General features: G+C 31.9%; 48 protein-coding genes. 44 read left to right on the top strand and 4 right to left on the bottom strand.

Annotated elements, in window-relative coordinates; genetic code table 11:
* The 3 genes from C3E90_RS11055 to C3E90_RS11045 all read left to right on the top strand — a co-directional run bounded on the left by C3E90_RS11055 (position 1) and on the right by C3E90_RS11045 (position 1834).
* On the top strand, positions 1–291 hold the full coding sequence (locus C3E90_RS11055) for an EscU/YscU/HrcU family type III secretion system export apparatus switch protein (RefSeq protein WP_236915728.1): 291 nt from the start codon (positions 1–3) through the stop codon (positions 289–291).
* Positions 281–637: a YraN family protein gene (locus C3E90_RS11050; RefSeq protein ID WP_236915727.1), complete on the top strand. Its 357-nt coding sequence runs from the start codon at positions 281–283 to the stop codon at positions 635–637. The genes C3E90_RS11055 and C3E90_RS11050 overlap by 11 nt, the downstream gene beginning before the upstream one ends.
* A gap of 69 nt (positions 638–706) precedes the next feature.
* Positions 707–1834, top strand: coding sequence for a YifB family Mg chelatase-like AAA ATPase (locus C3E90_RS11045; RefSeq protein ID WP_236915726.1), 1128 nt, complete (start codon positions 707–709; stop codon positions 1832–1834).
* On the opposite strand, the gene C3E90_RS11040 is transcribed toward C3E90_RS11045, so the two are convergent.
* The 3 genes from C3E90_RS11040 to C3E90_RS11030 form a co-directional block, all read right to left on the bottom strand.
* Positions 1743–3458 (bottom strand): recombinase family protein, encoded by a 1716-nt coding sequence (locus C3E90_RS11040; RefSeq protein ID WP_236915725.1) that lies wholly within the window; start codon positions 3456–3458, stop codon positions 1743–1745. The two genes, C3E90_RS11045 and C3E90_RS11040, sit on opposite strands and share 92 nt — an antisense overlap.
* Positions 3459–3563: 105 nt before the next feature.
* The gene (locus C3E90_RS11035) at positions 3564–4157 is read right to left on the bottom strand and encodes a hypothetical protein (protein WP_236915724.1); all 594 of its coding nucleotides are present in this window, start codon (positions 4155–4157) and stop codon (positions 3564–3566) included.
* Positions 4158–4184: 27 nt separating this feature from the next.
* Entirely contained in the window at positions 4185–5300 is a 1116-nt protein-coding gene (locus C3E90_RS11030) for a ComEC/Rec2 family competence protein (RefSeq protein WP_236915723.1), read from the bottom strand.
* 348 nt (positions 5301–5648) lie between these two features.
* Between C3E90_RS11030 and C3E90_RS11025 the strand changes: the two genes are divergently transcribed.
* On the top strand, positions 5649–5786 hold the full coding sequence (locus C3E90_RS11025; protein ID WP_236915722.1) for a hypothetical protein: 138 nt from the start codon (positions 5649–5651) through the stop codon (positions 5784–5786).
* Between the two features lie 10 nt (positions 5787–5796).
* Here the strand turns inward: C3E90_RS11025 and C3E90_RS11020 are convergent, their stop codons facing one another.
* Complete coding sequence (locus C3E90_RS11020; protein WP_236915721.1) at positions 5797–6195, bottom strand: helix-turn-helix domain-containing protein; 399 nt, start codon at positions 6193–6195, stop codon at positions 5797–5799.
* 161 nt (positions 6196–6356) lie between these two features.
* On the opposite strand from C3E90_RS11020, the gene C3E90_RS11015 reads away from it, so the two are divergent.
* From C3E90_RS11015 to C3E90_RS10825, 40 genes are all read left to right on the top strand, one after another.
* Entirely contained in the window at positions 6357–6587 is a 231-nt protein-coding gene (locus C3E90_RS11015; protein ID WP_236915720.1) for a helix-turn-helix transcriptional regulator, read from the top strand.
* 62 nt (positions 6588–6649) lie between these two features.
* Positions 6650–6907, top strand: a complete 258-nt coding sequence (locus tag C3E90_RS11010; protein WP_236915719.1) for a hypothetical protein — start codon at positions 6650–6652, stop codon at positions 6905–6907.
* Between the two features lie 18 nt (positions 6908–6925).
* On the top strand, positions 6926–7678 hold the full coding sequence (locus C3E90_RS11005) for an antA/AntB antirepressor family protein (RefSeq protein WP_236915718.1): 753 nt from the start codon (positions 6926–6928) through the stop codon (positions 7676–7678).
* Positions 7679–7688: 10 nt separating this feature from the next.
* Complete coding sequence (locus C3E90_RS11000; RefSeq protein ID WP_236915717.1) at positions 7689–7832, top strand: hypothetical protein; 144 nt, start codon at positions 7689–7691, stop codon at positions 7830–7832.
* A 15-nt stretch (positions 7833–7847) separates the two neighbouring features.
* On the top strand, positions 7848–8057 hold the full coding sequence (locus C3E90_RS10995) for a hypothetical protein (RefSeq protein WP_236915716.1): 210 nt from the start codon (positions 7848–7850) through the stop codon (positions 8055–8057).
* Positions 8058–8224: 167 nt separating this feature from the next.
* Entirely contained in the window at positions 8225–8668 is a 444-nt protein-coding gene (locus C3E90_RS10990) for a helix-turn-helix domain-containing protein (protein ID WP_236915715.1), read from the top strand.
* Positions 8668–8805 carry a hypothetical protein gene (locus tag C3E90_RS10985; protein ID WP_236915714.1) on the top strand — a complete coding sequence of 46 codons (138 nt, stop codon included), beginning with the start codon at positions 8668–8670 and terminating at the stop codon, positions 8803–8805. The genes C3E90_RS10990 and C3E90_RS10985 overlap by 1 nt, the downstream gene beginning before the upstream one ends.
* Before the next feature lie 5 nt (positions 8806–8810).
* Positions 8811–9113 (top strand): helix-turn-helix domain-containing protein, encoded by a 303-nt coding sequence (locus C3E90_RS10980; protein WP_236915713.1) that lies wholly within the window; start codon positions 8811–8813, stop codon positions 9111–9113.
* 69 nt (positions 9114–9182) lie between these two features.
* Positions 9183–9395, top strand: a complete 213-nt coding sequence (locus tag C3E90_RS10975; RefSeq protein ID WP_236915712.1) for a DUF6011 domain-containing protein — start codon at positions 9183–9185, stop codon at positions 9393–9395.
* A 15-nt stretch (positions 9396–9410) separates the two neighbouring features.
* A complete protein-coding gene (locus C3E90_RS10970; protein WP_236915711.1) occupies positions 9411–10085 on the top strand; it encodes a host-nuclease inhibitor Gam family protein in 675 nt (224 codons plus the stop codon).
* 2 nt (positions 10086–10087) lie between these two features.
* A complete protein-coding gene (bet, locus tag C3E90_RS10965) occupies positions 10088–10990 on the top strand; it encodes a phage recombination protein Bet (RefSeq protein ID WP_236915710.1) in 903 nt (300 codons plus the stop codon).
* A 43-nt stretch (positions 10991–11033) separates the two neighbouring features.
* Positions 11034–11951 (top strand): hypothetical protein, encoded by a 918-nt coding sequence (locus tag C3E90_RS10960; RefSeq protein ID WP_236915794.1) that lies wholly within the window; start codon positions 11034–11036, stop codon positions 11949–11951.
* Positions 11872–12672 carry an ATP-binding protein gene (locus C3E90_RS10955; protein ID WP_236915709.1) on the top strand — a complete coding sequence of 267 codons (801 nt, stop codon included), beginning with the start codon at positions 11872–11874 and terminating at the stop codon, positions 12670–12672. Before C3E90_RS10960 ends, C3E90_RS10955 begins: the two co-directional genes overlap by 80 nt.
* Positions 12673–12684: 12 nt before the next feature.
* Complete coding sequence (locus tag C3E90_RS10950) at positions 12685–12858, top strand: hypothetical protein (protein ID WP_236915708.1); 174 nt, start codon at positions 12685–12687, stop codon at positions 12856–12858.
* Positions 12855–13064, top strand: coding sequence for a hypothetical protein (locus tag C3E90_RS10945; RefSeq protein ID WP_236915707.1), 210 nt, complete (start codon positions 12855–12857; stop codon positions 13062–13064). Before C3E90_RS10950 ends, C3E90_RS10945 begins: the two co-directional genes overlap by 4 nt.
* Positions 13057–13191, top strand: coding sequence for a hypothetical protein (locus tag C3E90_RS13365; RefSeq protein WP_272879132.1), 135 nt, complete (start codon positions 13057–13059; stop codon positions 13189–13191). Before C3E90_RS10945 ends, C3E90_RS13365 begins: the two co-directional genes overlap by 8 nt.
* Complete coding sequence (locus tag C3E90_RS10940) at positions 13169–13432, top strand: DUF5405 family protein (RefSeq protein ID WP_236915706.1); 264 nt, start codon at positions 13169–13171, stop codon at positions 13430–13432. Before C3E90_RS13365 ends, C3E90_RS10940 begins: the two co-directional genes overlap by 23 nt.
* Positions 13433–13522: 90 nt before the next feature.
* Complete coding sequence (locus C3E90_RS10935; protein ID WP_236915705.1) at positions 13523–13882, top strand: RusA family crossover junction endodeoxyribonuclease; 360 nt, start codon at positions 13523–13525, stop codon at positions 13880–13882.
* 3 nt (positions 13883–13885) lie between these two features.
* Positions 13886–14272 carry a replication terminator protein gene (locus C3E90_RS10930; protein WP_236915704.1) on the top strand — a complete coding sequence of 129 codons (387 nt, stop codon included), beginning with the start codon at positions 13886–13888 and terminating at the stop codon, positions 14270–14272.
* Between the two features lie 21 nt (positions 14273–14293).
* Positions 14294–15010, top strand: a complete 717-nt coding sequence (locus C3E90_RS10925) for a hypothetical protein (protein WP_236915703.1) — start codon at positions 14294–14296, stop codon at positions 15008–15010.
* A 201-nt stretch (positions 15011–15211) separates the two neighbouring features.
* Positions 15212–15391, top strand: coding sequence for a hypothetical protein (locus tag C3E90_RS10920; protein WP_236915702.1), 180 nt, complete (start codon positions 15212–15214; stop codon positions 15389–15391).
* Positions 15392–15718, top strand: a complete 327-nt coding sequence (locus C3E90_RS10915) for a hypothetical protein (protein WP_236915701.1) — start codon at positions 15392–15394, stop codon at positions 15716–15718.
* A gap of 11 nt (positions 15719–15729) precedes the next feature.
* Positions 15730–15915: a hypothetical protein gene (locus tag C3E90_RS10910; protein ID WP_236915700.1), complete on the top strand. Its 186-nt coding sequence runs from the start codon at positions 15730–15732 to the stop codon at positions 15913–15915.
* Entirely contained in the window at positions 15906–16097 is a 192-nt protein-coding gene (locus C3E90_RS10905) for a hypothetical protein (protein WP_236915699.1), read from the top strand. Before C3E90_RS10910 ends, C3E90_RS10905 begins: the two co-directional genes overlap by 10 nt.
* The gene (locus C3E90_RS10900) at positions 16097–16567 is read left to right on the top strand and encodes a hypothetical protein (RefSeq protein ID WP_236915698.1); all 471 of its coding nucleotides are present in this window, start codon (positions 16097–16099) and stop codon (positions 16565–16567) included. The genes C3E90_RS10905 and C3E90_RS10900 overlap by 1 nt, the downstream gene beginning before the upstream one ends.
* Positions 16568–16608: 41 nt before the next feature.
* Complete coding sequence (locus C3E90_RS10895) at positions 16609–16866, top strand: hypothetical protein (RefSeq protein ID WP_236915697.1); 258 nt, start codon at positions 16609–16611, stop codon at positions 16864–16866.
* Between the two features lie 104 nt (positions 16867–16970).
* A complete protein-coding gene (locus C3E90_RS10890) occupies positions 16971–17300 on the top strand; it encodes an HNH endonuclease (RefSeq protein ID WP_236915696.1) in 330 nt (109 codons plus the stop codon).
* Positions 17301–17310: 10 nt separating this feature from the next.
* Positions 17311–17640, top strand: coding sequence for a hypothetical protein (locus C3E90_RS10885; protein WP_236915695.1), 330 nt, complete (start codon positions 17311–17313; stop codon positions 17638–17640).
* A 12-nt stretch (positions 17641–17652) separates the two neighbouring features.
* Positions 17653–18024, top strand: a complete 372-nt coding sequence (locus C3E90_RS10880; protein ID WP_236915694.1) for a hypothetical protein — start codon at positions 17653–17655, stop codon at positions 18022–18024.
* A gap of 173 nt (positions 18025–18197) precedes the next feature.
* Complete coding sequence (locus tag C3E90_RS10875) at positions 18198–18374, top strand: hypothetical protein (RefSeq protein ID WP_236915693.1); 177 nt, start codon at positions 18198–18200, stop codon at positions 18372–18374.
* 87 nt (positions 18375–18461) lie between these two features.
* Positions 18462–18680: a hypothetical protein gene (locus tag C3E90_RS10870; protein ID WP_236915692.1), complete on the top strand. Its 219-nt coding sequence runs from the start codon at positions 18462–18464 to the stop codon at positions 18678–18680.
* A gap of 101 nt (positions 18681–18781) precedes the next feature.
* Positions 18782–19144, top strand: coding sequence for a hypothetical protein (locus tag C3E90_RS10865; RefSeq protein WP_236915691.1), 363 nt, complete (start codon positions 18782–18784; stop codon positions 19142–19144).
* Between the two features lie 86 nt (positions 19145–19230).
* Positions 19231–19965: a helix-turn-helix domain-containing protein gene (locus tag C3E90_RS10860; RefSeq protein ID WP_236915690.1), complete on the top strand. Its 735-nt coding sequence runs from the start codon at positions 19231–19233 to the stop codon at positions 19963–19965.
* Positions 19943–21220 (top strand): PBSX family phage terminase large subunit, encoded by a 1278-nt coding sequence (locus tag C3E90_RS10855; RefSeq protein WP_236915689.1) that lies wholly within the window; start codon positions 19943–19945, stop codon positions 21218–21220. Before C3E90_RS10860 ends, C3E90_RS10855 begins: the two co-directional genes overlap by 23 nt.
* A gap of 13 nt (positions 21221–21233) precedes the next feature.
* Positions 21234–22631, top strand: a complete 1398-nt coding sequence (locus C3E90_RS10850; protein ID WP_236915688.1) for a phage portal protein — start codon at positions 21234–21236, stop codon at positions 22629–22631.
* Entirely contained in the window at positions 22631–22789 is a 159-nt protein-coding gene (locus tag C3E90_RS10845) for a hypothetical protein (protein WP_236915687.1), read from the top strand. Before C3E90_RS10850 ends, C3E90_RS10845 begins: the two co-directional genes overlap by 1 nt.
* Positions 22789–23802, top strand: coding sequence for a minor capsid protein (locus tag C3E90_RS10840; RefSeq protein WP_236915686.1), 1014 nt, complete (start codon positions 22789–22791; stop codon positions 23800–23802). The genes C3E90_RS10845 and C3E90_RS10840 overlap by 1 nt, the downstream gene beginning before the upstream one ends.
* A 19-nt stretch (positions 23803–23821) precedes the next feature.
* On the top strand, positions 23822–24001 hold the full coding sequence (locus C3E90_RS10835) for a hypothetical protein (RefSeq protein WP_236915685.1): 180 nt from the start codon (positions 23822–23824) through the stop codon (positions 23999–24001).
* A gap of 37 nt (positions 24002–24038) precedes the next feature.
* Positions 24039–24332 (top strand): hypothetical protein, encoded by a 294-nt coding sequence (locus C3E90_RS10830; protein ID WP_236915684.1) that lies wholly within the window; start codon positions 24039–24041, stop codon positions 24330–24332.
* Positions 24333–24653, top strand: a complete 321-nt coding sequence (locus C3E90_RS10825; RefSeq protein WP_236915683.1) for a hypothetical protein — start codon at positions 24333–24335, stop codon at positions 24651–24653.
* Positions 24654–24669 lie beyond the last annotated feature (16 nt).

Raw genomic sequence — 24669 nt, 5'->3', positions numbered from 1 at the left:
ATGAAAAAAGATAAGATCAAGAGGAATAAAAAAGCAGTAGCTCTTTCTTATAAAGAAGGATATAAAGCACCTAAAGTACTAGCAAAGGGGAAAGGTGAAATTGCAGAAAGAATAGTAGAAGTTGGAAAAGAAGAGAAGATTGAAATATATGAGGATAAAGAATTAATAGAAGAACTGATAAATTTGGATTTACATGAAGAAATTCCTCCCCAATTATATGAAGCTGTTGCTAAAATCGTATTCTTTGTTTATCAACTGGATAAGGAAAAAGGAGAACTATATGAGAAATAATATCAAAAAAGGGATATTAGGAGAAAATCTAGCTTGTAAATACCTTGCTTCTAATGGATATAGTATAATAGATAGAAATTATAGAACAAAAGTTGGGGAAATAGATATAATTGCAATTAAATCTAAAATATTAGTTTTTGTGGAAGTTAAAACTAGAACTAGTATGGATTACGGATATCCTTATGAAGCTGTAAACTGGAAGAAACAACAGAAGATTTATAAATCTTCTTTAATATATATGAAGCATAAAAATTTGGAGAACTATCAAATTAGATACGACATAATAGAAGTTTTTTTATGGGAAAAACCTAAAATCAACCATATAGAAAATGCTTTTTGTATATAATAGTTGGAAAATGGCTAATTTCCACTATTACCCAGGGAATAGAAAATCATATTTTATAAGGGGGTCAATATGTATTCTAAGATTAATACTTGTGTTTTACAAGGATTGAATGGATATATAATAGATGTGGAAACCGACTTATCTAGAGGCCTGCCAGTGTTTAATATTGTAGGTTTGCCTGATGCGTCTATTAAAGAATCGAAAGAAAGGGTAAGAACAGCCATAAAAAATAGCGGATTTGAATTTCCACTATCTAGAATTACTGTTAATTTAGCACCAGCAAATTTAAGAAAAGAGGGGTCCCAATTGGACTTGGCTATTGCATTGGGAATTTTGCAAGCCATGGGAGTAGTTGATAATATTAATTGTGGAGATGTTGCCTTTATAGGAGAACTATCTTTAGATGGAAGATTAAACTCCATAGAAGGTGTATTGCCCATGATAATATCCATGAGAAAATCCAATATTAATAGATGTATTGTTCCTTATGATAACAGAGATGAAGCTTCTGTTGTTGAAGATATTGAAATTATTCCAGTAAAAAATTTAAATCAAGTTATAGATTATCTAAACAATGAAGAGGAAATATTGCCATATAAGAATTCAACCGACTTTTCTCATGAAGAAGAGGAAGAGTTTGATATGGATTTTAGTGATATAAGGGGACAGGAAGGACTAAAAAGAGCTTTAGAAGTGGCTGCAGCTGGTGCTCATAATATGCTTATAATTGGGCCACCAGGGGCTGGTAAAACTATGGCAGCTCGTAGATTGCCTACTATACTTCCAAAGCTATCTTTTGAAGAGGCTATAGAAGTGACTAAAATATATAGCGTAGCAGGGCTATTAAAATCAAAGGCCTTAATAAAGAAACGGCCCTTTAGAGCTCCACATCATACAGCTTCTGCTACATCCTTAATTGGGGGAGGAAGAATACCAAAACCAGGAGAAGTATCCTTGGCACATAATGGAGTTCTTTTTTTAGATGAGATACCAGAGTTTAAAAAAGATGTATTGGAAGTATTAAGACAGCCAATGGAAGATGAAATTGTCACCATATCTAGGGTAAATGCTACTCTTACCTATCCATCAAAGTTTATGATGATAGCTAGTATGAACCCATGTCCGTGCGTAAGCAATCCACTTGACTATCCAAGTCCTGAAAGTCCTTTCCTGGCAAAAAGTATAAAGTCAGTTTAACTTTATTCCTATCAATTACAATTTCCTTAACAATGCTATTCAATAGTTTTTTCTTTTCATCAAGATCCAGGTACTCATATGTGTATTTGAAATTTTCTATATGCTTTATAATTGTATCAAGGTCATAAGATTCTACATAATTATCATTGAGTTCAATAGAAATTTTTTCTAACTCATTTCGCAACTCGATTTTTTTATTTTCCAATTCTTTATATTTCCTTTTTATGACAAGTTCAGGAAGAATATCTTTTGATAATGCATCGACTAAATTATTCAACTCATTATCAAGGTTGCCTAATTCCGACTGCAATTTATTTCTTTTTGCCATCAATGGTATACGTCTATCTTCAATATCATTATTTGTGGCTTCTAAAATAGATTCTAAGGAATTTTTGTTGTTAACAAGACTAATTATATGGGACAAGACTAAATCCTCCAAAATATCGGCTCTTACATTTGAATTATCACATAGAACTTTAGCCTTCTGTTCCCTGGTAATGCATCTAAAGTAATGATAATAGCCTTTAGATTTATCATTAGAATCTTTCGGAGAACTAAATACTGACATAGCAGCACCACAGCGGCTACAACGAACCAATCCTGCAAGGGGAGATCTTTCACTTTGGCCACTTCTTGGAGCTTTTCTTTTATTTTTATCAAGTTTGAATTGCACTCTAGCAAAAATCTCTCCTGGAACAATACCTTCATGCTCACCTATAGAAAGAATCCATTCACTTTCTTCTCTTTCACGAGTAGTTTTCTTGTGAGGTTTTCTTCTGTTGTAATACATAAGACCATTATTATTGTTATAATCGTCTATATTATCTACTATATTGACTTCTGTATTGTTTTTAAAGTAATCATATGCATTACTATCAGCAATACAATACAGTGGATTCTGGAGCATTCTAGATATTTGATTATGGGACCAGTAGGCATTATTTTTAGTTCTATATCCTAATTCATTGGCACGAATAGTAATATTTCTTATAGATCCTTCTGATTCAAGGTACCAAGAGTAAAATTCTTTAACAATTCTTGATTCTTCTTTATTGATTACAAGTTTAGATACTTTTTTAGTCCTATCTTTATAGTTTATAGTTTTAGTTTCTACATCAAAACCATAGGGGACAGGACCACCATTCCACTTACCAAGTTTAGCTCTATCTATCATGTTATCCCTAACACGTTCAGCTATAGTTTCGCGTTCTAGTTGTGCAAAAACTGCAGTTATGTACATCATAGCTCGTCCCATTGGAGTAGAAGTATCGAAATTCTCCTTTATAGATATGAATGCAACATCTAAGCTTGCCAATTCTTCAATCAAGTTAGAAAAGTCATTAACAGATCTAGAAACTCTATCTAGCTTATAGCATACAAGATATTGGTACTTTCCATTATAGAAGCCTTTCATCATTTCTTCAAAATCTGGTCTGTCGGTATCTTTACCAGAATAATCATAATCAACATATACAACATATCCCCAGCCTCTTAAGTCACATAAGGCTATACCACGATTAATTTGATTTTCAACGGATTCTCCTTTTTCTGTTGCTTTACTTTTACGTGCATAGATAGCAGCAGTAGGAGAACCATCTATTATCTTCATTTGCCTTTCTTGCATAAAACATTCCCCCTTCAAAACATATGTTTGTTTAATATTATAGCATAAACAATTTAATGTGTAAGCAAAAGAAAAATAAGATATTTTGAGTATAAAAAAGCTACCTTAAGGTAGCTTTTTATTATGTGAATTTATTACTGATAACATTAAAGCATTGAAAAAGTCTTTGCCTGTAATATTGTTCTTTTTAAGTAATTTTTTATATTCAAGATAAATATCTTTGTCTACCCTAATACCAGCATATTTAGGTTCTTTAAAATTCATAGGAATATCTAAATCAGATTGCTGGATATTAGTGCTATTAATTATTTCAAGTAGCTCTTTAGGATTTGCAATTTGCAAACCATATTTTTTAGCTTTAGGCTCTAACTCTTTAGTCCATGTAGGATATAGAAGTAAGATCTTATGGTGAACTGCATTCAAGAAATCTATGTTTCTATTACCTAGGATTATAAAATAATTTTTTCCATGTGTTTGTATGATATTTTTGGCTTGATTCCTAGAAATAAATTTAAAGTTATTATTCATATGTTCATAATGTTGTTTTGCTGTTCGGAGCCTATATTCACTACGACTCATAAAGGCTAGTTCATTGCCATCGGTGATAACTTGGTTTAAACATTCTACAAGGGCATTAAACATTGGGTCACCATTTAAATCATCAATTATATCTAATGACATTAGCAGTACTTTTTTCATTTAATATTCCCCCTTTTTTTATTTATCTTATGGATTACAAACCTTACAAGGTGTATATCCTTGACTTTTAGCTTCACTTAACTTTATTGGAATCTTACTTTTCTTTAGATACCTACATCCAGATCTATGGTACTTTGATCCAGTATTGGTTATATATACAGTTGATTCCTTGTTAGAGGTTGAGCCAGTAGGTGGTTTTTTATTAGTTTTAGGTGCGGTGCTCTTTGCTGGTGAAGTATTTTTATTATTAGGTTTCTGTTGAGTTCCAAGTTTGGTTACTGTAATTTTATTTCCATCAGAAGTAAATACTATGGTACCATCTCTATCAGTTCGATAAAGCTTTATATTATTTCCAGTAAACCTATTAACAGTTTCTTTGTGTGGATGGCCATAGCTATTTCCTTTACCACAACTTACTACAGCGTGGTGTGGAGAAACATTTGTAATAAACCTTCCACCACTGGAAGAGTTGCTACCATGATGGCCTACTTTAATTACATCAGCTTTAATGTCATAGCCTGCTGCTAATATTTCATCTTCTGAAGGTTTTTCAGCATCTCCCATAAATAAGAATGCATTATTTTTATATTTTAGTTTAAGTACAATACTGTAATTATTAAGATTGTCATAAGAATCTGAACTAGGAGCTAGAGCTTCATACTTTAGATTCTTTTCATTTATAAGTTCATCTCCAGCTTTGGTAATGGTTATTTTTTTACCTTTATTTTTTATGGCCAATAATAGATTTTCAAAAGCTTTAGTTGTATGAGTAATATCAGGCATATAGATACTACCAATGTCAAAGCTTTTAATTACTTCAGGTAATCCTCCTATATGGTCTTCATGTGGGTGAGTAGCTATAAGATAGTCAATCTTTTTTACGTTTTGTTTTTTTAGGTAATTTACAACTGTCTTAGAATTACTGCCAGGACCACCATCAATGAGTGAAGTTTGTCCATTAGGTAGTTCAATGAAAATGCTATCACCTTGTCCAACATCTATGTAGTGGACTTTTAATACTTCAGTTTTGGTTGGTTGTTTAGTTGCAAAGGTAACGTTATCATTTATAGCCAAAACAGATGTAAGGGTTAACACTAAGGCTAAAATAAATACTGATAATCTTTTTAGCTTATGATTATGCATAAATAAGACCTCCTTAATTAATTATTTGTTATTAAATCTTTGTAACAATACACAAAATGGTAAACATGTATTTTAAGCTATTATCTGCAATATTAATATTGTATATATTGAGCTAACCAAACATATATATTGTGTTATACTAAATTTTTCTAGAATAACACCAAATGGCTAATTTGCAGTACTTTAAGTACTGTGTTATTATATCTATAAATTAAAAATATATTGAAAATTAAAATTATATATATGAAAAACAAACAGTAATATCCATTGCACGCAGAACAAATGTTTGGTATAATATATTAAAACATACGTTCGCCACTGTAATATTTCATAAAGGGGGCAGGAGTGGTGGAGGATATAGAGTACATAAAAAACTTAGATATAATAAGAAATAAAATTAGGAATAAAAAAGAAATAGAAATAGAGCAATTAATAAATTCTGTTGCAGATGAGGAATTTAAAATCATTAAAAATAAAAGCAGTTAACTTTATAAGGTTAATTGCTTTTACTATTATCGCTATTTAATATGTCTTGTACTTTGATATGTTTAACTACTATTTCAGCTAATTCTTCATATGTTTTATTTTTATAATCTAACCCTTTATTTATCATAACTTGTCTAAATTTTTCTAAGGCTTGAATTTCTTCTTTATATTCTTCTTCAATACTCTTTTCTGAATATGGATTTTTAACATCAGATACTCCCATAAGGTAGTCTAAGGATACATTGAAATATTTGGCTATTTTCTTTTTTATTTCATCATCAGGAGATCTATTACCAGATTCATATTGAGTAATTGTTACTCTTGAAACTTTTAAATAGTCGGCTAGTTCTCTTTGAAGTATTCCACTTTCAATTCTTAGCTCTTTTAATCTATCACTAAAATTGCTCATAAAAACCACCTTTCTAACTCTAATATAATAATAAAAGTTACTAATTGCAACATAAGTAACAATAAGAAACAAATAATAAAATATTTCTATAAAAACTATTGACAAGTAACAGAAAGTAACCTATAATTTAAAGTAACAGATAGAAACATGGGGGTGAGGATATGCAAGATAGAAATTTAGAAAGTATAAGATTAGAAAGGAAACTTTCACATAATGAAATTGCCGATTTATCAGGTATAAGTAGGTCTTTCTATACTTTAATTGAAAATGGTAATAGAACTCCATCTATTGGAGTAGCTAAAAAAATATCATTGGCACTTAATTTAACATTAGACGAGTTCTTTTACGCATTAGAGGTAACAAAACGAAACATAAACAATCACTCAGCATAAATAAATTATCACACAAAAACAGATTCAAAAAAAGAAGTAAATGTTGGAAGGGGGTGCAAGAGGTGGAAAATATGATAAATACTCATGAAAAATTAATGAAAGAGATTCTAGATGGAGAAATGACAGGTAATGGCATGTTTGAAAAGCTGAAAAAAGCAGGTTATAAGGGCACGAAAGATGATATGATAGGAGATTTAATTTATGGATTTGAAATGACATCAGCTTATATATCAGACCCAAGAAAAGTTGCAAACAATGAGATTATGGCGGAAGAAGAATACTTTGAAGTATTGGCTAAAGAAATGAACATTAATTATTAGTTGAAAGGAGGACCAAAGATGAACGGTTTAGCTTTGCTGGAAACAGGATTAGTTAATATTTATCAAAATCCAAAACAAGAAAAGTTAGTAGATGGTAGAGAATTACATGAATTTTTAGGAGTAGGTAAAGATTTTACAACATGGATTAAAGATAGAATTGAAAAATATAACTTCATTAATGGTTTTGACTATGTTGTAACGTTCACCAAAACTGGGGAGCGTCAAAATGTAACAAGGCATGATTATATTTTGAAGATTGATATGGCTAAAGAAATATCTATGGTAGAAAACAATGCAAAGGGAAGGTTAGTAAGAAAATATTTCATTGAGGTAGAAAAAAGATATAGACAAATGGTAGATACTTCAAGCCTAAGTCCGCAGCTCCAAATGTTTAATCAGATGTTCCAAGCTATGGCAAATGTAGAGATAAAGCAGAATCAACTAGAAGAACAAGTAACTACTATAAAAGAAACTATTACATCTAGGGATGAAGACTGGAGAAGAGATGCAACTAGAAAACTTAGAAAGATTGGCTTTAAGAATGGTAACTATGAAGAGATTATTAAGGAAAGTTATACGCTACTGGAAGAAAGAGCAAGCTGCAAATTAAATATTAGACTAGAGAATCTTAGACAAAGGATGGCATTAGAGGGAGCAACAAAAACATCTATAAACAAAGCTAATTATCTTGATGTTATAGAAGCAGATAAGAGGCTCACAGAGATTTATATAAACATAGTTAATCAACTGTATATAAAACATGCGGCTTAGGAGGGATAACATGGCAAGATTACCTGATCCAGTGATAGAGAAAATAGTAGTTGAAACTCCTGAAAATATAAAGGAAAGAAAAAAAGACTTTTATAGCATTTTAGCAGAGGCAATAAGAAGAAGAAAAGAGGCTGAAAATGCTATGGAAAAATAGAAAGGGATGAAATAAATGAAAATGGGTTTTATTATTTATAAAGGCACTAAGGAAGAAGTAGAAGAAAAGATGGGAAGAATGAAAACTAAAGCTAACGAGGGATATCCAAACTTTTACAAAGAAATAAAGGGCGGGTTTGCAATCAAGACAAAAGATATGGAAGTAAATCTTATTATGGATAAATATTTAGTTGGCGAACATGCAATCTACCAAATATTTTACTAAGGAGATGTGATATAAATGGAAGGCTTTGTATAACGGCATTGGCAATAGACATGAGGAAGGAAGGAAAGGAAGAGAAATAGGCAACTTCTCACTGGTGGGGAAGTTAGGGAAGATTAAATATAGTTTCTTCATTAATTAAATAATACCACTAAAGGGGGTGAATATGAATGAACAGAAGATACAGAAGTATATACCAATTAGCTAGAAACAATGCAGGATTAACTCAATTAGGAGCAGCTGAAATGCTTAATATAAGTGTAAGGTCTTTAGCAGATTATGAATCTGGAGCTACTATTCCACATGGAGACATAGTATATGACATGGCAGATATATATAATGCCAAATGGTTAGGATATGAACATTTAAGAATATCCACAAAAGTTGGACAAAGGTGTTTGCCTAAAATAAATATATCAGATTTAGCACAATCGGTCCTATCCTTGCAGAAAGAAAGTATAGATGTAGAAAATGTTAAGCCATGCATGATTAAAATTGCCAGTAATGGAAGGATAGATGAACATGAGGTTCAAAGATGGGAAGAGGTTACAAAAGAAATACTAGAGATGGCAGGTGCAGCTCTTTCGGTAGTGTATCACAAGGGGGTGACATAATGATAAGGATAGTTGAGAAAATAGTTTTTAGTGGAGCAGATGGAAGGATATTAATTATACCTTTATTAGTACTTATATACGTAATAATCGGACAAGCCAAGGATGTAGTTAAGGAGATTAGGAAAGTTTGGAGGTGAGTGTAATGCAAATAGAAAGTTCAATAGATCTCAGATATAACATAGCAGCAATGTATATAGCAATACTCCGAGAGGATATAGCAACACCAGAGCAGGCATTTGCAGTAGTGTCCGATTCATCAGTTGTAAAAGCTACTACAGATGAAGATGTTTTAGACATGATAGTAATGAAAAATCAAGGATTAACTTATAAACAAATAGCAGAAATATACGGTTCAACAGATTCAAATATATATCACAGAATAAAAAGATATAAAGAAAAAAAGACCAGTTCTGGCAGCAACCAGAAAAGGTCAGCAATTAAATAAATATATCGTTATCTTTATTATAGCATATTCAATAAAAATAGTAGAGGTAAAAACGAAAGGAGAATAATAATGAGTGATAATTATTCAATTGTTTGTAAAAGGTGCGGGAGAAAATTGACTTCTGAGGTAAGCAGAAATAGAGGATATGGATCCTATTGCTACTCTAAAATAGCTAAAGATAGCAAAAAAGACAATGATTTAGTAGGAGAAGTAGAACCAGTAGAACGAATTGAAGGCCAGGTAGATATATATGAAATTTTTAAAGAAGTTTCAGGAATATAGAAAGGGGAGATTTAGGTGATAGATAAATTGATGGAATTAGAAATAGAGGAAGCTATAGACACCGCTGAAGCGGCAGATGTAGGTGGTAGATTTATTATTGATGATTTGGATAGTGCAAATTGGGCTTTTAGAAAATTAGCGGCTATAGAAAAAAAGAAATCAGAAATACAAGAGCTTGCTAATAAAGAGATAGAACGGATTAGGGAATGGCAACAACAAGAAGAAAAAGGCCTTAACAATTCTAAAGGATTCTTTGAAGGGCTACTTATTAAATACTTTTCAAAAGAGAGGGAAAAGGATTCTAAGTTTAAATTATCCACACCATATGGGAAAATTACAACCAGAAAACAACAACCTAAATGGAATTATGAAGATGAAAAAATTATAGAAAGCTTAAAATCTAGGGGAATAAGCCATTTAGTCAAAACAGAAATAATCGAAAAAGTAAATAAAAATGAGCTAAAGGATTCAGTTGAAGTATTGGATGATGTAGTAGTATTAGACGGAAATATAGTCCCAAATATTAAATTGTTTGGTGAGAATTTCATCAATATTGAAACTGGAGAGATAGTGGATGCAGAGATCGAATATAAACATTATGAACGAGTAATAGCTTACAATGGGCAAGTCATAGAGGGAATTAGTGTAGAAGATAGACCAGATTCTGTAAATATTAAAGTGGAGGTGTAGACATGGCTAATATTATGAAATATGAAACGGATAATGGGGAAATAACCCTATCAAAAGATATAGTTAAAAGATATTTGGTATCAGGAGATCCATCAAGAGTTACCGACCAAGAAGTAGTAATGTTTATGCAAATGTGTAAGTATCAAAATTTAAATCCATTTTTGAGGGAAGCATATCTAATTAAGTTTGGTAGTAGTCCAGCTACAATGGTTACAGGAAAAGATACATTTGTAAAAAGAGCTGCTAAGTCAAAATTATGTACAGGCTATGAAGCTGGTGTAATAGTTCAAAAAGATAAAGGAGTTGAATATAGGAAGGGAGCTTTGGTCCTTCCAAATGAATCACTTGTAGGTGGATGGGCTAAAGTTTACAGGAAAGATTGGCAGGTCCCCCTAGAAAATACAGTCAGTTTAGAAGAGTACCAGAGATATAACAGTAAGGGAGAATTAATGAATAATTGGGCTAAAATGCCTGCAACAATGATAAGGAAAGTAGCATTAGTACAAGCATTAAGAGAAGCAATCCCAGAAGAATTTAGTGGTTTATATAGTCCAGAAGAAATGCCAGTTGATGATTCGAAACTAGATGAAACACCTATAGAAGCAAGTATTGTGGATGAGGATTTGGCAACTAAAGAACAGTTAAATCGCATGTATGACTTAGCAGAAAAGAAGAACATGAATGGAGAGGAAATTAAGAAATACATGAGACAAGCATTTGGTAAAGAATTAAGCACAGAATTAACTAAGGAAGAAGCTAACAAGGTTATAGAAATGCTGGAAAATATTAAAGAAAAGGAAGATGAGGAAGAAGAAATAGTAGCAGAATTTGATGACATTGATGATATTGCAGATGACCCAAATTTACCATGGAACCAAGGCAGTGATGAGGATGAATCATTTTAGACTAGGAGCTTTGAGCTCCTGGTCTCCAAAGTAGGTGATATGTTTGTCTGGTGTATTTCAGATAGATAGAGGAATTTTTCAAAATGATATTTGGAACAATGTTGCGGAGTTTAGAGTGTTTTTTTACATTGTTGGGAATGCAGTATGGAAAGAAGAAGGGATTTATATGGGAGACATTCATGTTAAGAGAGGACAGTATCTTAGGTCTTATAGAAATTTAAGAGAGGACCTTATGTATGTTGAAAATAATGCTATTAAATATTATTCCATATCACATTTAAAAACAATAACAGATAAGTTGAAATCTGATGGAAGGATTGAAAAACAAGAAACTAGACTAGGAACACTCTTTACAGTCTTAAACTATGGTTATTATCAAGGGTTCAACAGATTTGAACAGCCTAACCAAGAACAGCTAGAGAACGGTGAAAGAACAGAACAAGAACAGAACAAGAACAATAAGAAGAAAGATAATAAAGATAAGAATGATATATATATTACTACTATAGCAGACGAACAGACAGAAACTGGAAAAGATATTCCTGTCGCCGATATGGATGCCGACTTCATACAACAGGAAGAAGAATCTGTCGCCCAAGTGGGTACCGATCCTACTAAACAGATTAATCCAGTTGAGAAAATAGAAAGACATTATTTGCAAATTAGAAATCGTAATATGTGTAGTAGTAAGGATATGGCTGACATGGTTAATGTTTATGAAAAGTACCAGGACATTGATTTTATTGCAAGGGTTATGAAATCAGCAGCAGAAGAAAATAAAGCTAGAAATGGACGTATAACCATAAACTCTTTTAGTTATTTCATGCCTATTTTCCAAGACGAATGGGAAAAGATGAACATGCAGAAGGAAGGTGTTAAAAATGGACCAACTCCAAGAGATAGCAAGCAGAATTTTAAATTCGATAAGAGCCAATTCCTCTGGGGTGGAGGAGAAAATTGAGTATGAATGTGAAATATGCAAGGACAAGGAATGGGTTGATATATATGACGAAGATGGGTTAATAACTTCCTCTAAGCCTTGTAAATGCAGAGAAGTAAAGCATTATAAAAGAATAATAGAATCATCTGGGATAACTGAGGCATTCCTTCAAAGAAACTTTGAAAACTTCAAGCCTAACAATCAAGTTACAGCCAATGCTAAAGCTATGGCTATGGACTATGTAAAAAAGTTTGACCAAATAAAAGAATCTAAAAACAATTCAATAGCTTATCTTGGACAAGTAGGAGCAGGGAAAACCCATTTAAGTATAGCTATAGCCAATGAACTAATGAAACGAAATATCGGGGTTAGGTATATGCAATATAGAGAAGATATAACAAGAATTAAGCAAGTTGCAGCTGATGAAGAAAGCTATGCTAGGGAAATAAACAAATATAAAAATGCAACAGTGTTACTGATAGATGATTTATATAAAAATGCAACATATAAGACTAGGGCTGGCTATGAAGGGTTAAATGATGCAGATAAAAGAGCGATGTTTGAAATAGTTAATTATAGATACTTTAAAGGAGCTCCTATGATAATTTCAAGTGAATACACAGTTGATGACATACTTTCATTTGATGAAGGCATCGGGAGTAGAATATTCGAAATGTGTAAAGGGCATATTATGGAGTTTCAAGGGGAAGAACTTAATTATAGACTTTATAAAGCTTTATAGGAGGAATAAAAGATGTCAAAAACATGTATTAATTGCGAGGATAGACATTTAGGCTGTCATAGTAAATGTAAAAAATACCAAGAATTTAAAAAGGAACGGGAGAAGTTTAGAAAGAAAAAATATAGCAATAACTTTGAATATAAAGATTATATTGCGAATCGCCTGTGGGAGAGTAGAAAAGCATGAAACACTATATTAAAGCTGGTTCAAAATATAAATCAATTAAAAACGAGGAAGTTATAAATCTTATTAATGAAAGAGACAGAATTGAATTAGGTACTCAAGTAGTTGCAATAACAAATACTAGTGAAGTTTTGATAGAAGTAATCGAAATTGAAGGGGATAAAGTTTGGTGGGAGATTAAAAAGATAAGGGGGATGTCAAATGGATAAAAAGAGGATTAGAGCAGTAGCAGAAGAGGCTGCAAGGCTATTATTTGAGAATCCAGAATGGACACACAAAAAAGCTATAGAAAAAGCAAAGGAGATGATTTTAAATGAAAATTCAAATAGACAATAAATATCAAATTACAAGTGATAGCATGCAATATATTTTACAAGAAAAAAAGAAGGGTAAGGACAAGGACGGGGAGATAAAAGAATATAAAGTTAACGTTGGATACTACGGAAAGATTTATAACGCCCTACAGGGATATAAAGAACTCCAAATAAGAAACTCTAACGTAGAGACGATAGATGAATTAATGCAATTGATTAGGAGCTTAGATAAAAAAATAGAAAGATTGTTAGGAGGTAATTAGATATGAAGAAGTGGAGAAGGTGGAGAAAACTAATTAAAGGAACATTTCTTAGAGAATATATAATCCTAAATATCTTGAGGGGATGATTGAATGAAAGAGACAACAATAGTTATTCCAGGTGAATTGCCAGGGATGAATGAAATTATAGATGCAGCAAAATTACATTATCTTAAATATAACGACATGAAACAAACTAACACGGATCTAGTAACATGGGTAGCTAAAAAGGTGCCAAAAAAGAAAAAGGTATTCCTTAATATAACCTGGTACTGCAAAAATAAAAGAAGAGATCCAGATAATATAGCTGCAGCAGTAAAATTTATATGGGATGGACTAGTACAAGCTAGAGTAATAAAGAATGATGGATGGAATGAGAACGCAGGGTGGAGCAATACATTTGAGGTAGACAAGAATAATCCAAGGGTGGAGGTAAGGATTAAGGAGGTATAATCAATGAATAACATGATTAATTTAGAGAAGTTTGCAGGTGGAGCATTAACAGAAAAATTTAATTTAGCATTGAAGGATGTACTAGAGAACATCGCAGATCCAAATACGGATCATAAAATCAAAAGGAAATTGACGTTAGAACTAACATTCGTAACAGAAGAAGATAGGGAATTAAGTATGGTGGATATATCAACAAAGACTAAATTAGCACCAGCAAAGTCGGTGGCAACAAAAATAATCATAGACAGGGATGGAAATGGAGGGATAGTAGCAAGTGAATATAATAACCAAATAAAAGGACAGCAGTACATGAAAGTAGATGAAAGCACCGGGGAGATACTTCAAGATGATGGTGGAGTAGATACAAAAGGCATTAAATTAATAAAATAATAAAATTTAGGAGGAATAAAAATGTCAAATAAAGAAGCTTTGGAATATTTAGTAGGTTTAGGGTATGAGAAGGATATTTTAGTTGAAACAGATAAGGGATTGTTTTCAAAAGTACCACTTACAAGAGTGAATTTTCCAAGGGTTGAAACGTTAGAGGTGAGCAATCTTACAAGTATTACAGATTATATGAAGTCTAACATAGATGGATACAAGGAGAAATTATTAATACAAGTAGTTAGCCCTAGGGAAGTAAGGTTATTGACTCCATTAAATGATGATGATGTTAGGGATGAAATTTTAAGAGCAGTAGCTATATTGCCTAATAATGTTTTCTATGACAGGTTTATAGATACTGAAAGGTTTAATATAATGTTGCAATCAGGATTTACTGATAATGAAGATAAAGAGCTACTACTTAAGTTTACGGGTTTAATTCGAGATGAAGCGGTAAAAGATACAGGAGACGATGGAATAAGTCAAGCAGTAACAATAAAAACAGGGGTAGCAAGTGTAGGAGATGCACAGGTGCCTAATCCAGTAACTTTAGCACCGTTTAGAACGTTTCCGGAGGTGATACAACCAGAAAGTAAATTTATATTTCGCATGAGAAGTGGTCCAGAGGCAGCTCTTTATGAAGCAGATGGTGGAGCTTGGAAAAATCAAGCAATGAAAAGGATTAAAGAATATTTAGTTGAGAATTTGAATGAGTTAGAAGATGAATATGAGATTATTTCTTAACTAAAACTGAGGGTAGTACAAGCTACCCTCTCCTATAAGAGGAGGTATAAACATGAAGTGCTCTGAAGAAATCTCAAAAATGTGTCTAAATGCTATAAAGTATAAGAAATATGCAGAAGTTCGTGATTGTGAGAAATGTTGTTTATATTGTCAAAACAGATGTGACCATGTGTGTGAGAATGCAGGGGAAGGAGAGGGGAAATGATAGCTATAGAATATTATGCTAGGGCGGTTATTAGACATTTGAACGGAGATTTTGAATTATTCGAGAAATACAAAAGTAAAGCTATAGAGATATATGAGCAGGAACAGTGCATATGCAGTATAGGGGAAATGATACCAGTAGGAGTCAAAAGAGAATTATATGAGATGGTGAGCTAGATGAACGGAAGCAGAAGATATAAACCATATACAAAAGAAGAGGATAATTATATTCTTGAAAATTACGAGAGATTAGGACCTGAAATAATAGCAAAAAAATTAGGCAGGGCAGAAATAGCGATAATAAATAAATGGCATAGGTTAAGCAATGATCAAGATTTAATTAAAGGAGCAATCAAGAATACCAGTGGATATAGAAAAATTCAATTTATAGCAGCAATGAAAATAATAAAAGAAAAAGATATAAAGCATGATAATCGGATCCCAGGAACGATTAAAGCAGTAAGGGCTGGTTGGTTGGATGATATCAATATAAAAGTGGTATAAGAGGTTTATATATGGATTATAAAAGTTGCATATGTATAAATTGCGAAAAGGAGTTCGGAATAAATAAAGAGGAATGTATTTGCTATAAATGTGAAACGGAATTTGGCGGGGATGGGATTGGATATTGCAAGAATTACAGGGAAATGCAAGATAATCCCCAATTAAGTATATTTGAGGAGGGGCAGCTATGGAAATAGATAAATATTACAAAAAAACAAAAAAATCAAGCCTTAAAAACGAGATTGAACGATACATAGATGAAATAGTAGATACAGCTGAAAAGATGAATAGCCTTGACTATTTTAATATAGAGATTAGTAATCATGAAGGGAAATTAAATGTTGAGTATAAATTGAAAAATAGGAAGAAGGTGTATTAGTGGATAAAAAAGATATTAAAAGAATTAGAGAAATTAAAGAAAGAGTTGAAAAAGCGACTCCTGGAAAATGGAGGGTAGAAAAATATTACCATGATGAGCCTTATGAAGAATTTATTAAATGGGCAGCAGTGGTAGTAAGAAATGAAACTATAACTAGAAACGATTGGAGCAATCCAGTTGGAGCAGATTTAGAATTTATAGCAAAGGCAAGACAAGATATACCATATTTGTTAGCAAGACTAGACGAGTTACAAGAACAGAACGAAGCGTTAACAGATACAGTAAATATGCTATCTCCACTAATGATGGAAAACTATGAATTGAAGAAAGAAATAGAGAAAAATCTAAAAAATGATTATGCAGTAGATGTCTTATATAAAGTTATAAACTCAGGTATATTAGATGAAAATTTAGAAGAGGATTTAAGGGATATTGCTTATTATGTAGAGTATGGTATTTGGAAAGGATAAGACGGATAATGTTATTTATGTGAAGGAAGGGGAATGAAAACATGAAGAAATATCCATTATTAATACAAGAGGTAGCTGAATTTGAAGGGTGTAGCGTAATGGCATATTACAGCAAAGGGCACCATAATAAGGAAGAATTTATAAATGCAGTAATGGGTGATTATGACTATGTAGGCAATATACACAGTGTAAGACATACTAATATAAAACTATCACCAAGTCCAACTGGGGGTATGATGGTTAATTATAGAAAAGAACCTTGTAAGGGCAGTTTTCCCGCAACTGTAATAGAAGTTTAATGAACATAATAAGTAAATAAAGTCCTACTGTACCTAGACAGCGGACACCAAAGTTATAGAAATATAACCGAGGTGTCCTTTTTTATTGAGGAGGGAAGATATAAATGATAGAACGTCACCATATAGTTTACCGTAGCCAAGGTGGCCTTGATTACGAGTTAAATTATAAATATTTGGAGTCAGAAGCACATAGAGGGAATAATGGGCCTCACAAGTGCAGAGAGACGGACCTAAAATATAAGAAAGAGCTCCAAGAGAAGCTAGAGAAAATATTAAACAAGAAATTTTATACCACAGAAGAACTTGTAAAAATATTAGACCTAGATAAAAGACAAGCTAAAAGGGCATTTAGAAAGCTAGATTATCATCCAGATAGAGGGATAAAAAGAAAAGATGTTATTAAACGACTAATGGGCGGAAGGTTTTATTTATAGGAGTGATGTAATGCAGATACTTATAACTGAAATAGAGAGGTTAAGGGAGGAATTAAATAATACAGTAGGTGAACTTAGAAAGGCAGGATATGAAAAAGCAAAGACAGAGTATACCTATAGGGTAGCATTAGCAAAAGAACTTTTAATTTTAAGGGATAGGGGCTTGCCTGCAACATTAACAAATGATGTGGCTAGAGGAAATGAAAGCATAGCGAAATTAAAATTTAATAGGGATGTAGCGGAAACTAATTATGATGCTACATTAGAAAAGCTAAGGGCTACAAAAATAGAATTAGGGATAGTAGAAAGGCAGATAGAAGCTACTAGAAGGGGAGAATAGGAGGGATGACATATGCTATTAATATCTACCTACCAGGATTTACTTAGAGAAATAGAAATATACGAGAATAGATTAGATGATTTATATAGGGAAGATTATGCCCTTAGGAGAATTGAATACAATAAGATAGAATTAGATATATACGTAGATAGAAAGCACAAACTAAATAATGAAGCAGCTATATTGCAATCAATCATAGAAGATAAGAAAGAGACTCAAAGACAAATGCTAGAGAAATTGGAGCAGCTTGAAGGGTTAGAATACAAAATAGCATATAAAAGGTTTATAGAAGGGAAGACACTGAATGAAATAGCAGACGAATTAGGATATGAGTATAGTTATATGAAGAAAAAAAGCATGGAAGCAAATAAAACACTAAAGTAACTAAGAGGTAACTTTATTTTAATATGGATATGTTATAATGGTAATATGTAGTAAATGTGAACATCTTCTCAAACATGTTTCATAATACTAAAGAAATGTAAAAATTTATAAAGTCGGCGATCTCACCTTTCCCCAGGTGGGATTTTTTATTATGTAAAAATGAGGTGAGGGAATTGATTATAGGAGATTATCTTAGAAAGAATGATATAGATACATATAGAAAATTGATAATGATAGGCAAGAGACAGCAGAAAAAGGAGATTAAGCTTGGAGATAGGCCTGAGAATTTAATGCAGCATGATTCATACAAAAGGCAGGGCAGAAGGATTAGGCAAGTGAAGTGGGGATAAACCTTCTTACAACATGAAAATTCAAACCATGTTATAATATGGATAATATATAAACAAAACTGTATTATGATATGGGAGGTGTTTAGGATGAAACTTAAAAGCGAAGTAATACTAATAGATGGAACTAAAATAGAATTAGAATATACAGCTGAAGAATTCTTAAAGAAGTACTATAATAAAGGAACTGGGCAATTCAACGCTAAAATTATTAAACTCGGCAATGAATATATAAATACTAATGCAATCTTAAAAATAATACCTAGCCAAGAGAATAAGGGAGAATTTAGGATAAGAATCCTAGGATAAAAGAATTATAACAATGCAAATTGTCGAATAAAGTCAAACGATTATAGTAGGATTTTCTCCTATCTTATAGAATAAATACATGAAGAGGGGAGGAGAAACTGATGTCAATCTATGATGCTATAAAAGATGCAGTTAATATTGCTCAGAAAGCGGATAATATTGAACTATACAGAATATTGCTTGATGTACAAAAACAAAGTTCAGATTTATTAGAGGAAAATAATAGTTTAAAAAAACAAATAGACAAATTAATAGATGATAGTCATATTGATAAAACTCTAATATTTAAACATAATTGTTATTACAAAGAGGACGATAAAAATTTTGAAAAACCATTTTGTACTAATTGCTGGGATAATAATCGTAAATTAATTAGAATGCATATATATGATTCGAGTATTGGAGCAATAGTTCAATGCAATACATGTAAAGTTGATTTTTACTATAATAAAACTAGGGAATGAATAATTACAGGAGCCTAACAAGGCTCTTTTTTCATGCAAAAACCAATATAAAAAAACAAACTCAAATAGCAATGAGGTGGTGATCATTGGATGAGATAAGAAAAAAGGTAAAACAGGACTATATGCAGGGTATGAAATATAAAGATATATGTGATAAATACAATATTTCAATGAACACCTTAAAGTCCTGGGTAAAAAGATATAATTGGTCCGATGAAAGAAAAAAGAAAAACAAAAAGGGTGCACACAAAAACAAAAAGGGTGCACCCAAAGGGAATAAGAATGCAGAAGGTAATCCAGGAGGGGCAGCTCCTAAAGGGAATCTTAATGCAATAAAACATGGAGCATACCAATCATTATATGCTGACATGTTAAGTACAGAAGATAAAATAATATTCAACATGATACAGCCATCAATTAATATAGATGATGAGATAAAACTACTTAGGCTAAAGATAGCTAGACTTCTTAATAGAGAGAAGTCTTTTTTTTATAATATGTTTGGCCAGAAAGTAGAAAAAGAGCTAACAGAAGAAGAAAGAATAGCAGGTATTAATGCTTGCATGGATCAATTAAGACGATTGATAGAAGCTAAGGCTAAAATGGCCACAGATACAGAGAAGATTGAATTAGAAAAAGAGAAGTTTGAGTTCCAGAAATATAAGACTGATATAGAGCTGCAGCTTAAGAAAGAGAAATTAGAATTAGAAAAAATCAAGATTCAAGGAGAAGATGAAGAATATGAAGATGATGGGTTTATAGAAGCACTAAAGGCACAAGTAAGTGAGGTTTGGGAAGATGAAGATACTGAAGAAGATTAAAAAAGCAGCGTTCAAATTCAAACCATTCTCAAAAAAACAATTAAAGGTATTAACCTGGTGGTTACCCGAATCTCCAGTAAAAGATAAAGATGGAATAATAGCAGATGGTGCAATTAGATCAGGGAAAACTCTTTCTATGTCATTATCATTTGTTATGTGGGCCATGGAGACATTTGACCAACAAAACTTTGGTATGTGTGGTAAAACTATAGGATCCTTTAGGAGAAACGTACTATTTTGGCTAAAGCTAATGTTACGGTCCAGGGGATATAAAATCAGAGACCGTAGAGCTGATAACTTAGTAATTGTTAGCAAAGGTAATATTGTTAACTATTTATATATATTTGGGGGGAAGGATGAAAGCTCTCAAGATTTAATTCAGGGGATTACATTAGCAGGAGTATTCTTTGATGAGGTTGCCTTAATGCCAGAGTCATTTGTTAATCAAGCTACTGGTAGATGTTCAGTAGAAGGTTCTAAATTTTGGTTTAACTGTAATCCAGAAGGGCCATACCATTGGTTTAAAGTTAATTGGATAGATAAGGTTAAAGAAAAGAATTTAATTCACTTACACTTTACAATGGATGATAATTTAAGTTTATCTGAAAAAGTAAAAGAAAGATATAGGTCCATGTACAGCGGGGTATTCTTCCAGAGGTATATCTTAGGCTTGTGGGTAATGGCAGAAGGAATTATTTACGATATGTTTAATAAAGATAAGCATAGTGTTAAGACGGAAGATAGAGCTTACACAAGGTATCATGTATCTATAGACTATGGTACTCAAAACCCTACAACGTTTGGTTTGTGGGGTCTTTTTAATGGAGTATGGTACAAGGTTAAAGAATATCACTATTCAGGAAGAGAAAAGAATAAACAGAAAACAGATACAGAATATGCTGATGATTTGGAAGAGTTCATAGGAGAATTAAATATTAAATTTATTATAGTGGATCCCTCAGCAGCAAGCTTCATAGCAGAACTAAAGAAACGAGGATTAATAGTTAGGAAAGCTAAAAATGATGTAGTGGATGGCATAAGAAATGTAGCAACTGCACTTAATGAAGGATTAATAAAATACAATGATTGTTGTAAAGAGACTTTTAAAGAATTCAATTCTTATGTATGGGATGAGAAGGCAGCTGAACGCGGAGAAGATAAGCCTATAGAAAAGAATGATCACCATATGGATGGTGACAGATATTTTGTTAACACTATTCTATTTAAAGGAAAAGGTATCACATTCCTAAAGTAATTGAGGTGAATATATGATTTTTAATAATAGTATTAATATGCTAACAAAAGAAGAATTAATAAAAATATATATAGATGAATTTAATGTTTCTAGAGAGCGCAGGCTCATGATGAAAGGCGAAGCTTATTATAAAGTAGAGAATGATATACTTGATCGCCAGATGGTAAGGTATGAGAATGAGAAACCTGTAATAGATGAAACTAAAGCTAATAATAGATTAGCGCATGGTTTTATGCATACTTTAGTTGATGATAAGGTTAATTATTTACTTGTAAAGCCTTATACTTTAGTATGTGATGATAAGAAATATTTGGAAAAAGTTCAATATGTATTAGGCAAAAGATTTCAAAAAAGATTATTCCAATTAGGAATAGATGCAAGTAATAAAGGGATTGCATGGTTGCATGTATATATTGACCCAAAGGGACAATTTAAAATGTTAAGGATACCATCTGAACAAATTATACCTATATGGGTAGATAATAACCGTGAGGAGCTTCAAGCAGTCATAAGATATTATGATGTTGAAGCATATGAAGGAAAAGAACAAAAGAATGTAACTAAAATAGAATTATGGACTCCTGAAAATGTAGAGTATTATGTAATACAAGACGGGAAGGTCATTCTTGATGCAGAAATGTATTTAGATGACAGTAATTCATATGATGGCCATTTCAAAATAAACAATATTGCATCGAGCTGGGGAAGAGTTCCATTTATATATTTCAAGAATAACGACTTTGAATTACCAGATTTGCAATATGTTAAAACTTTAATTGATAACTATGACTTAACCAGGTCGGATGTAGCTAATTTACTTGAAGAAATAAAAAGTGTTGTTTATATCTTAAAAGGTTATGGTGGTGAGAGTTTAGCAGAATTTGTAAGGGATTTAGCGTACTATAAAGGCATAAAGATAGATGCAGATGAGGATTCAGATGTTGATAAAATAGAAAACAATATCAATATAGAAGCAGCAAGAGAGCATTACAACACTCTTAGAAAAGATATATTTGACTTTGGCCAAGGTGTAGATAAAAATCAAGATAAAATAGGGAATAACCAATCTGGTATAGCTTTAAAGTTTATCTACAGTGGGTTAGATTTAAAATGTAATGCTCTAGAAGGATGGTTTAAGTGGGGATTTGAAGAATTAATAAGATTTATTAATATATATCTAACCTTAACCAAGGAAACTGTATCAGATAAAGAAATAACAATTGTATTTAATAGAGATATTGCAATAAACGAATCACAAGCGATTACAGATTGTCAGAATAGTAAAGGCACTATTTCAGATAAGACAATAATCTCTATGCATCCTTGGGTTGAAGATGTTGACGAAGAGATTGAGCAGATTGAAGAAGAGAATAAGTCAGATGAACTTCCAATGTTTAAGGGTGATGAATAATGAAAGTAAAAGAGCTTATTAAAATTCTTGAAACATTGGACCAAGACCGAGAAATTAAATACGATTCATACGAATTTATTGGAGACTTTAAAATCGATAGAGTTGAGGAAAAAGAGTATGATGGACATAAGTATTATAACATAGTAGGTGATGAATGATGCCTAATAATTCATATTGGGAAAAAAGGCAAGAGCAAAAGTATTTAGCAGGAGAAAAGAAAATCAATTCTTTTTACAAAGGATTAGAGAAAGCATTTGAACAGGCTAAGAAAGAAATAAAATCAATTATAAACGATTTTTATATGGAATACGTTGATGAAAATAAAGTTTCTTATGCAGATGCGCAGAAATTATTGAGCAGAGTTGAAATAGGAGATTTAAAAGCCTTTATTGCTAAAGTAAATAAGCATATGGGAGAGTATAATCTAGAACTTAACAATATGTCGATTAAGGCAAGGATTACAAGATACCAGGCATTAGAAAAACAAATAGATGCTATATTGCAGCAATTATATGCTATTGAATACCAACATAAAGGTGAAAAACTCCTAAAAGAAGTATATTCAGATTCGTATCATAGGACCTGGTACAACATTGACGTTTATAAAGGTTTTCATCAAGAATTTGCACAGATTAATCCAAAAGCCATAGAAGAATTAATAAAATATCCCTTTAATGGAGCTAATTTTTCAAGTAGATTATGGAAACAAAAGGACCATATGTTACAACAACTTAGTGAATCTATTACAACTATGCTAGTGCAGGGCAAAAATCCTAATACATTATCAAGAGATTTTGCTAAGAAATTCGGAACTAAAGAATATGAGGCTTATAGGTTATTGCATACAGAAGGGTCCTTTATAATAGAGCAAGGTACCTTAGCAGCCTATAAAGAGGATGGGATCGAAAAGTATCAGATATTAGCAACGTTAGATAACAAAACATCAGAAATATGCAGAAGTGAAGATGGAAAGATATATGATATTGATGATTATAATACTGGGGTTAATGCTCCCCCATATCATCCATTTTGCAGGACAACAACAGTCCCATATTATGATGACGAGGATTATTCAGAGGATACAAGGGCTGCAAGGAATATAGAAGGAAAAACTTATAAAGTTCCAGCAAATATGAAATATAAAGAATGGTATGAAAAATATGTGGTCTAAGTGGGTGAGGATATGAAGATTGACATATAAGCAAACTTTTGGAAAAATAAAAACTATTGAAATAGAAGATTTGGAAAAGCAATATATTAAAATTGATTGTGATGATTGTAATGGAAGTGGTATATTCGAAGGCCCAGATTTTAAAGAAAAATGTGTAAATTGCAAAGGGACAGGAAAAGTATATTGCAATTTATATTAGAAATAATAGTACAATAAATATGTGAAGGAGGATTAAAATGGCCAAATATAGAAAGAAACCAGTTGTAATTGAAGCAAAGCAATTAACATGGGGCACTTTTCATGAAATATTAAACTGGATAGAGAAAGAAAGTTATAGAAAAGCTTATTTTGGACATCATGAAGATGCTAAAAACGAAGATAATCCAGCTGGTCAATGTATTTACATTGAAACTTTAGAAGGAACTCATGTAGCATTCTTAAGTGATTATATCATTAAAGGTGTTAAAGGAGAATTTTATCCATGTAAACCAGATATATTTGAAATGACTTATGAAAAGGTGGGGGGTTAATTGAATATACCAGAAGCAATAACAATTAGTGGGGTTGAATACAAAGTAGTTGTATCAGATGAACCTATATTTCTTAACAACTTAAGAGCATACGGGGAAATTGATTATAACAAAAAAGAAATAAACATAGACGAAACCCTGCAAGATGAACAAGGACAGTTTCAAACTTTTTTACATGAGATTATCCATGGAATAGTATATGACAGAGAGCTAGATTTAAAAAACGATGAAGAAGAAACAATAGTAGATCAGATTTCAAAAGGTTTATATCAAGTTATAAAAGATAACCCTGAGATATTTACTGAGAAGAAAGAAGAATAGCACCTTAACAGGTGTA

Origin of the sequence: Clostridium sp. Cult2 (assembly GCF_021655075.1) — a bacterium.
In the GTDB taxonomy this organism is placed as follows: domain Bacteria; phylum Bacillota; class Clostridia; order Tissierellales; family Tepidimicrobiaceae; genus Schnuerera.
This window is presented reverse-complemented; position numbering and strand designations above follow the sequence as displayed.

Excerpts from the sequence above, each read along its gene's own strand:
- C3E90_RS10925 (WP_236915703.1), top strand. The coding sequence starts at position 14,294 with ATGTCAAATAAAGAAGCTTTGGAATATTTAGTAGGTTTAGGGTATGAG.
- C3E90_RS10940 (WP_236915706.1), top strand. The coding sequence starts at position 13,169 with ATGAAAATTCAAATAGACAATAAATATCAAATTACAAGTGATAGCATG.
- C3E90_RS10905 (WP_236915699.1), top strand. The coding sequence starts at position 15,906 with ATGGAAATAGATAAATATTACAAAAAAACAAAAAAATCAAGCCTTAAA.
- C3E90_RS10865 (WP_236915691.1), top strand. The coding sequence starts at position 18,782 with ATGTCAATCTATGATGCTATAAAAGATGCAGTTAATATTGCTCAGAAA.
- C3E90_RS11005 (WP_236915718.1), top strand. The coding sequence starts at position 6,926 with ATGAACGGTTTAGCTTTGCTGGAAACAGGATTAGTTAATATTTATCAA.
- C3E90_RS10950 (WP_236915708.1), top strand. The coding sequence starts at position 12,685 with ATGTCAAAAACATGTATTAATTGCGAGGATAGACATTTAGGCTGTCAT.
- C3E90_RS10985 (WP_236915714.1), top strand. The coding sequence starts at position 8,668 with ATGATAAGGATAGTTGAGAAAATAGTTTTTAGTGGAGCAGATGGAAGG.
- C3E90_RS10845 (WP_236915687.1), top strand. The coding sequence starts at position 22,631 with ATGAAAGTAAAAGAGCTTATTAAAATTCTTGAAACATTGGACCAAGAC.
- C3E90_RS11015 (WP_236915720.1), top strand. The coding sequence starts at position 6,357 with ATGCAAGATAGAAATTTAGAAAGTATAAGATTAGAAAGGAAACTTTCA.
- C3E90_RS10980 (WP_236915713.1), top strand. The coding sequence starts at position 8,811 with ATGCAAATAGAAAGTTCAATAGATCTCAGATATAACATAGCAGCAATG.
- C3E90_RS10920 (WP_236915702.1), top strand. The coding sequence starts at position 15,212 with ATGATAGCTATAGAATATTATGCTAGGGCGGTTATTAGACATTTGAAC.
- C3E90_RS10995 (WP_236915716.1), top strand. The coding sequence starts at position 7,848 with ATGAAAATGGGTTTTATTATTTATAAAGGCACTAAGGAAGAAGTAGAA.
- C3E90_RS10935 (WP_236915705.1), top strand. The coding sequence starts at position 13,523 with ATGAAAGAGACAACAATAGTTATTCCAGGTGAATTGCCAGGGATGAAT.
- C3E90_RS10840 (WP_236915686.1), top strand. The coding sequence starts at position 22,789 with ATGCCTAATAATTCATATTGGGAAAAAAGGCAAGAGCAAAAGTATTTA.
- C3E90_RS10870 (WP_236915692.1), top strand. The coding sequence starts at position 18,462 with ATGAAACTTAAAAGCGAAGTAATACTAATAGATGGAACTAAAATAGAA.
- C3E90_RS11000 (WP_236915717.1), top strand. The coding sequence starts at position 7,689 with ATGGCAAGATTACCTGATCCAGTGATAGAGAAAATAGTAGTTGAAACT.
- C3E90_RS10850 (WP_236915688.1), top strand. The coding sequence starts at position 21,234 with ATGATTTTTAATAATAGTATTAATATGCTAACAAAAGAAGAATTAATA.
- C3E90_RS11020 (WP_236915721.1), bottom strand. The coding sequence starts at position 6,195 with ATGAGCAATTTTAGTGATAGATTAAAAGAGCTAAGAATTGAAAGTGGA.
- C3E90_RS10880 (WP_236915694.1), top strand. The coding sequence starts at position 17,653 with ATGCTATTAATATCTACCTACCAGGATTTACTTAGAGAAATAGAAATA.
- C3E90_RS11040 (WP_236915725.1), bottom strand. The coding sequence starts at position 3,458 with ATGCAAGAAAGGCAAATGAAGATAATAGATGGTTCTCCTACTGCTGCT.
- C3E90_RS11030 (WP_236915723.1), bottom strand. The coding sequence starts at position 5,300 with ATGCATAATCATAAGCTAAAAAGATTATCAGTATTTATTTTAGCCTTA.
- C3E90_RS10885 (WP_236915695.1), top strand. The coding sequence starts at position 17,311 with ATGCAGATACTTATAACTGAAATAGAGAGGTTAAGGGAGGAATTAAAT.
- C3E90_RS11035 (WP_236915724.1), bottom strand. The coding sequence starts at position 4,157 with ATGAAAAAAGTACTGCTAATGTCATTAGATATAATTGATGATTTAAAT.
- C3E90_RS13365 (WP_272879132.1), top strand. The coding sequence starts at position 13,057 with ATGGATAAAAAGAGGATTAGAGCAGTAGCAGAAGAGGCTGCAAGGCTA.
- C3E90_RS10955 (WP_236915709.1), top strand. The coding sequence starts at position 11,872 with ATGGACCAACTCCAAGAGATAGCAAGCAGAATTTTAAATTCGATAAGA.
- C3E90_RS11050 (WP_236915727.1), top strand. The coding sequence starts at position 281 with ATGAGAAATAATATCAAAAAAGGGATATTAGGAGAAAATCTAGCTTGT.
- C3E90_RS10895 (WP_236915697.1), top strand. The coding sequence starts at position 16,609 with ATGAAGAAATATCCATTATTAATACAAGAGGTAGCTGAATTTGAAGGG.
- C3E90_RS10975 (WP_236915712.1), top strand. The coding sequence starts at position 9,183 with ATGAGTGATAATTATTCAATTGTTTGTAAAAGGTGCGGGAGAAAATTG.
- C3E90_RS10915 (WP_236915701.1), top strand. The coding sequence starts at position 15,392 with ATGAACGGAAGCAGAAGATATAAACCATATACAAAAGAAGAGGATAAT.
- C3E90_RS10830 (WP_236915684.1), top strand. The coding sequence starts at position 24,039 with ATGGCCAAATATAGAAAGAAACCAGTTGTAATTGAAGCAAAGCAATTA.
- C3E90_RS10930 (WP_236915704.1), top strand. The coding sequence starts at position 13,886 with ATGAATAACATGATTAATTTAGAGAAGTTTGCAGGTGGAGCATTAACA.
- bet (WP_236915710.1), top strand. The coding sequence starts at position 10,088 with ATGGCTAATATTATGAAATATGAAACGGATAATGGGGAAATAACCCTA.
- C3E90_RS10910 (WP_236915700.1), top strand. The coding sequence starts at position 15,730 with ATGGATTATAAAAGTTGCATATGTATAAATTGCGAAAAGGAGTTCGGA.
- C3E90_RS10855 (WP_236915689.1), top strand. The coding sequence starts at position 19,943 with ATGAAGATACTGAAGAAGATTAAAAAAGCAGCGTTCAAATTCAAACCA.
- C3E90_RS10890 (WP_236915696.1), top strand. The coding sequence starts at position 16,971 with ATGATAGAACGTCACCATATAGTTTACCGTAGCCAAGGTGGCCTTGAT.
- C3E90_RS11055 (WP_236915728.1), top strand. The coding sequence starts at position 1 with ATGAAAAAAGATAAGATCAAGAGGAATAAAAAAGCAGTAGCTCTTTCT.
- C3E90_RS11045 (WP_236915726.1), top strand. The coding sequence starts at position 707 with ATGTATTCTAAGATTAATACTTGTGTTTTACAAGGATTGAATGGATAT.
- C3E90_RS10945 (WP_236915707.1), top strand. The coding sequence starts at position 12,855 with ATGAAACACTATATTAAAGCTGGTTCAAAATATAAATCAATTAAAAAC.
- C3E90_RS10990 (WP_236915715.1), top strand. The coding sequence starts at position 8,225 with ATGAACAGAAGATACAGAAGTATATACCAATTAGCTAGAAACAATGCA.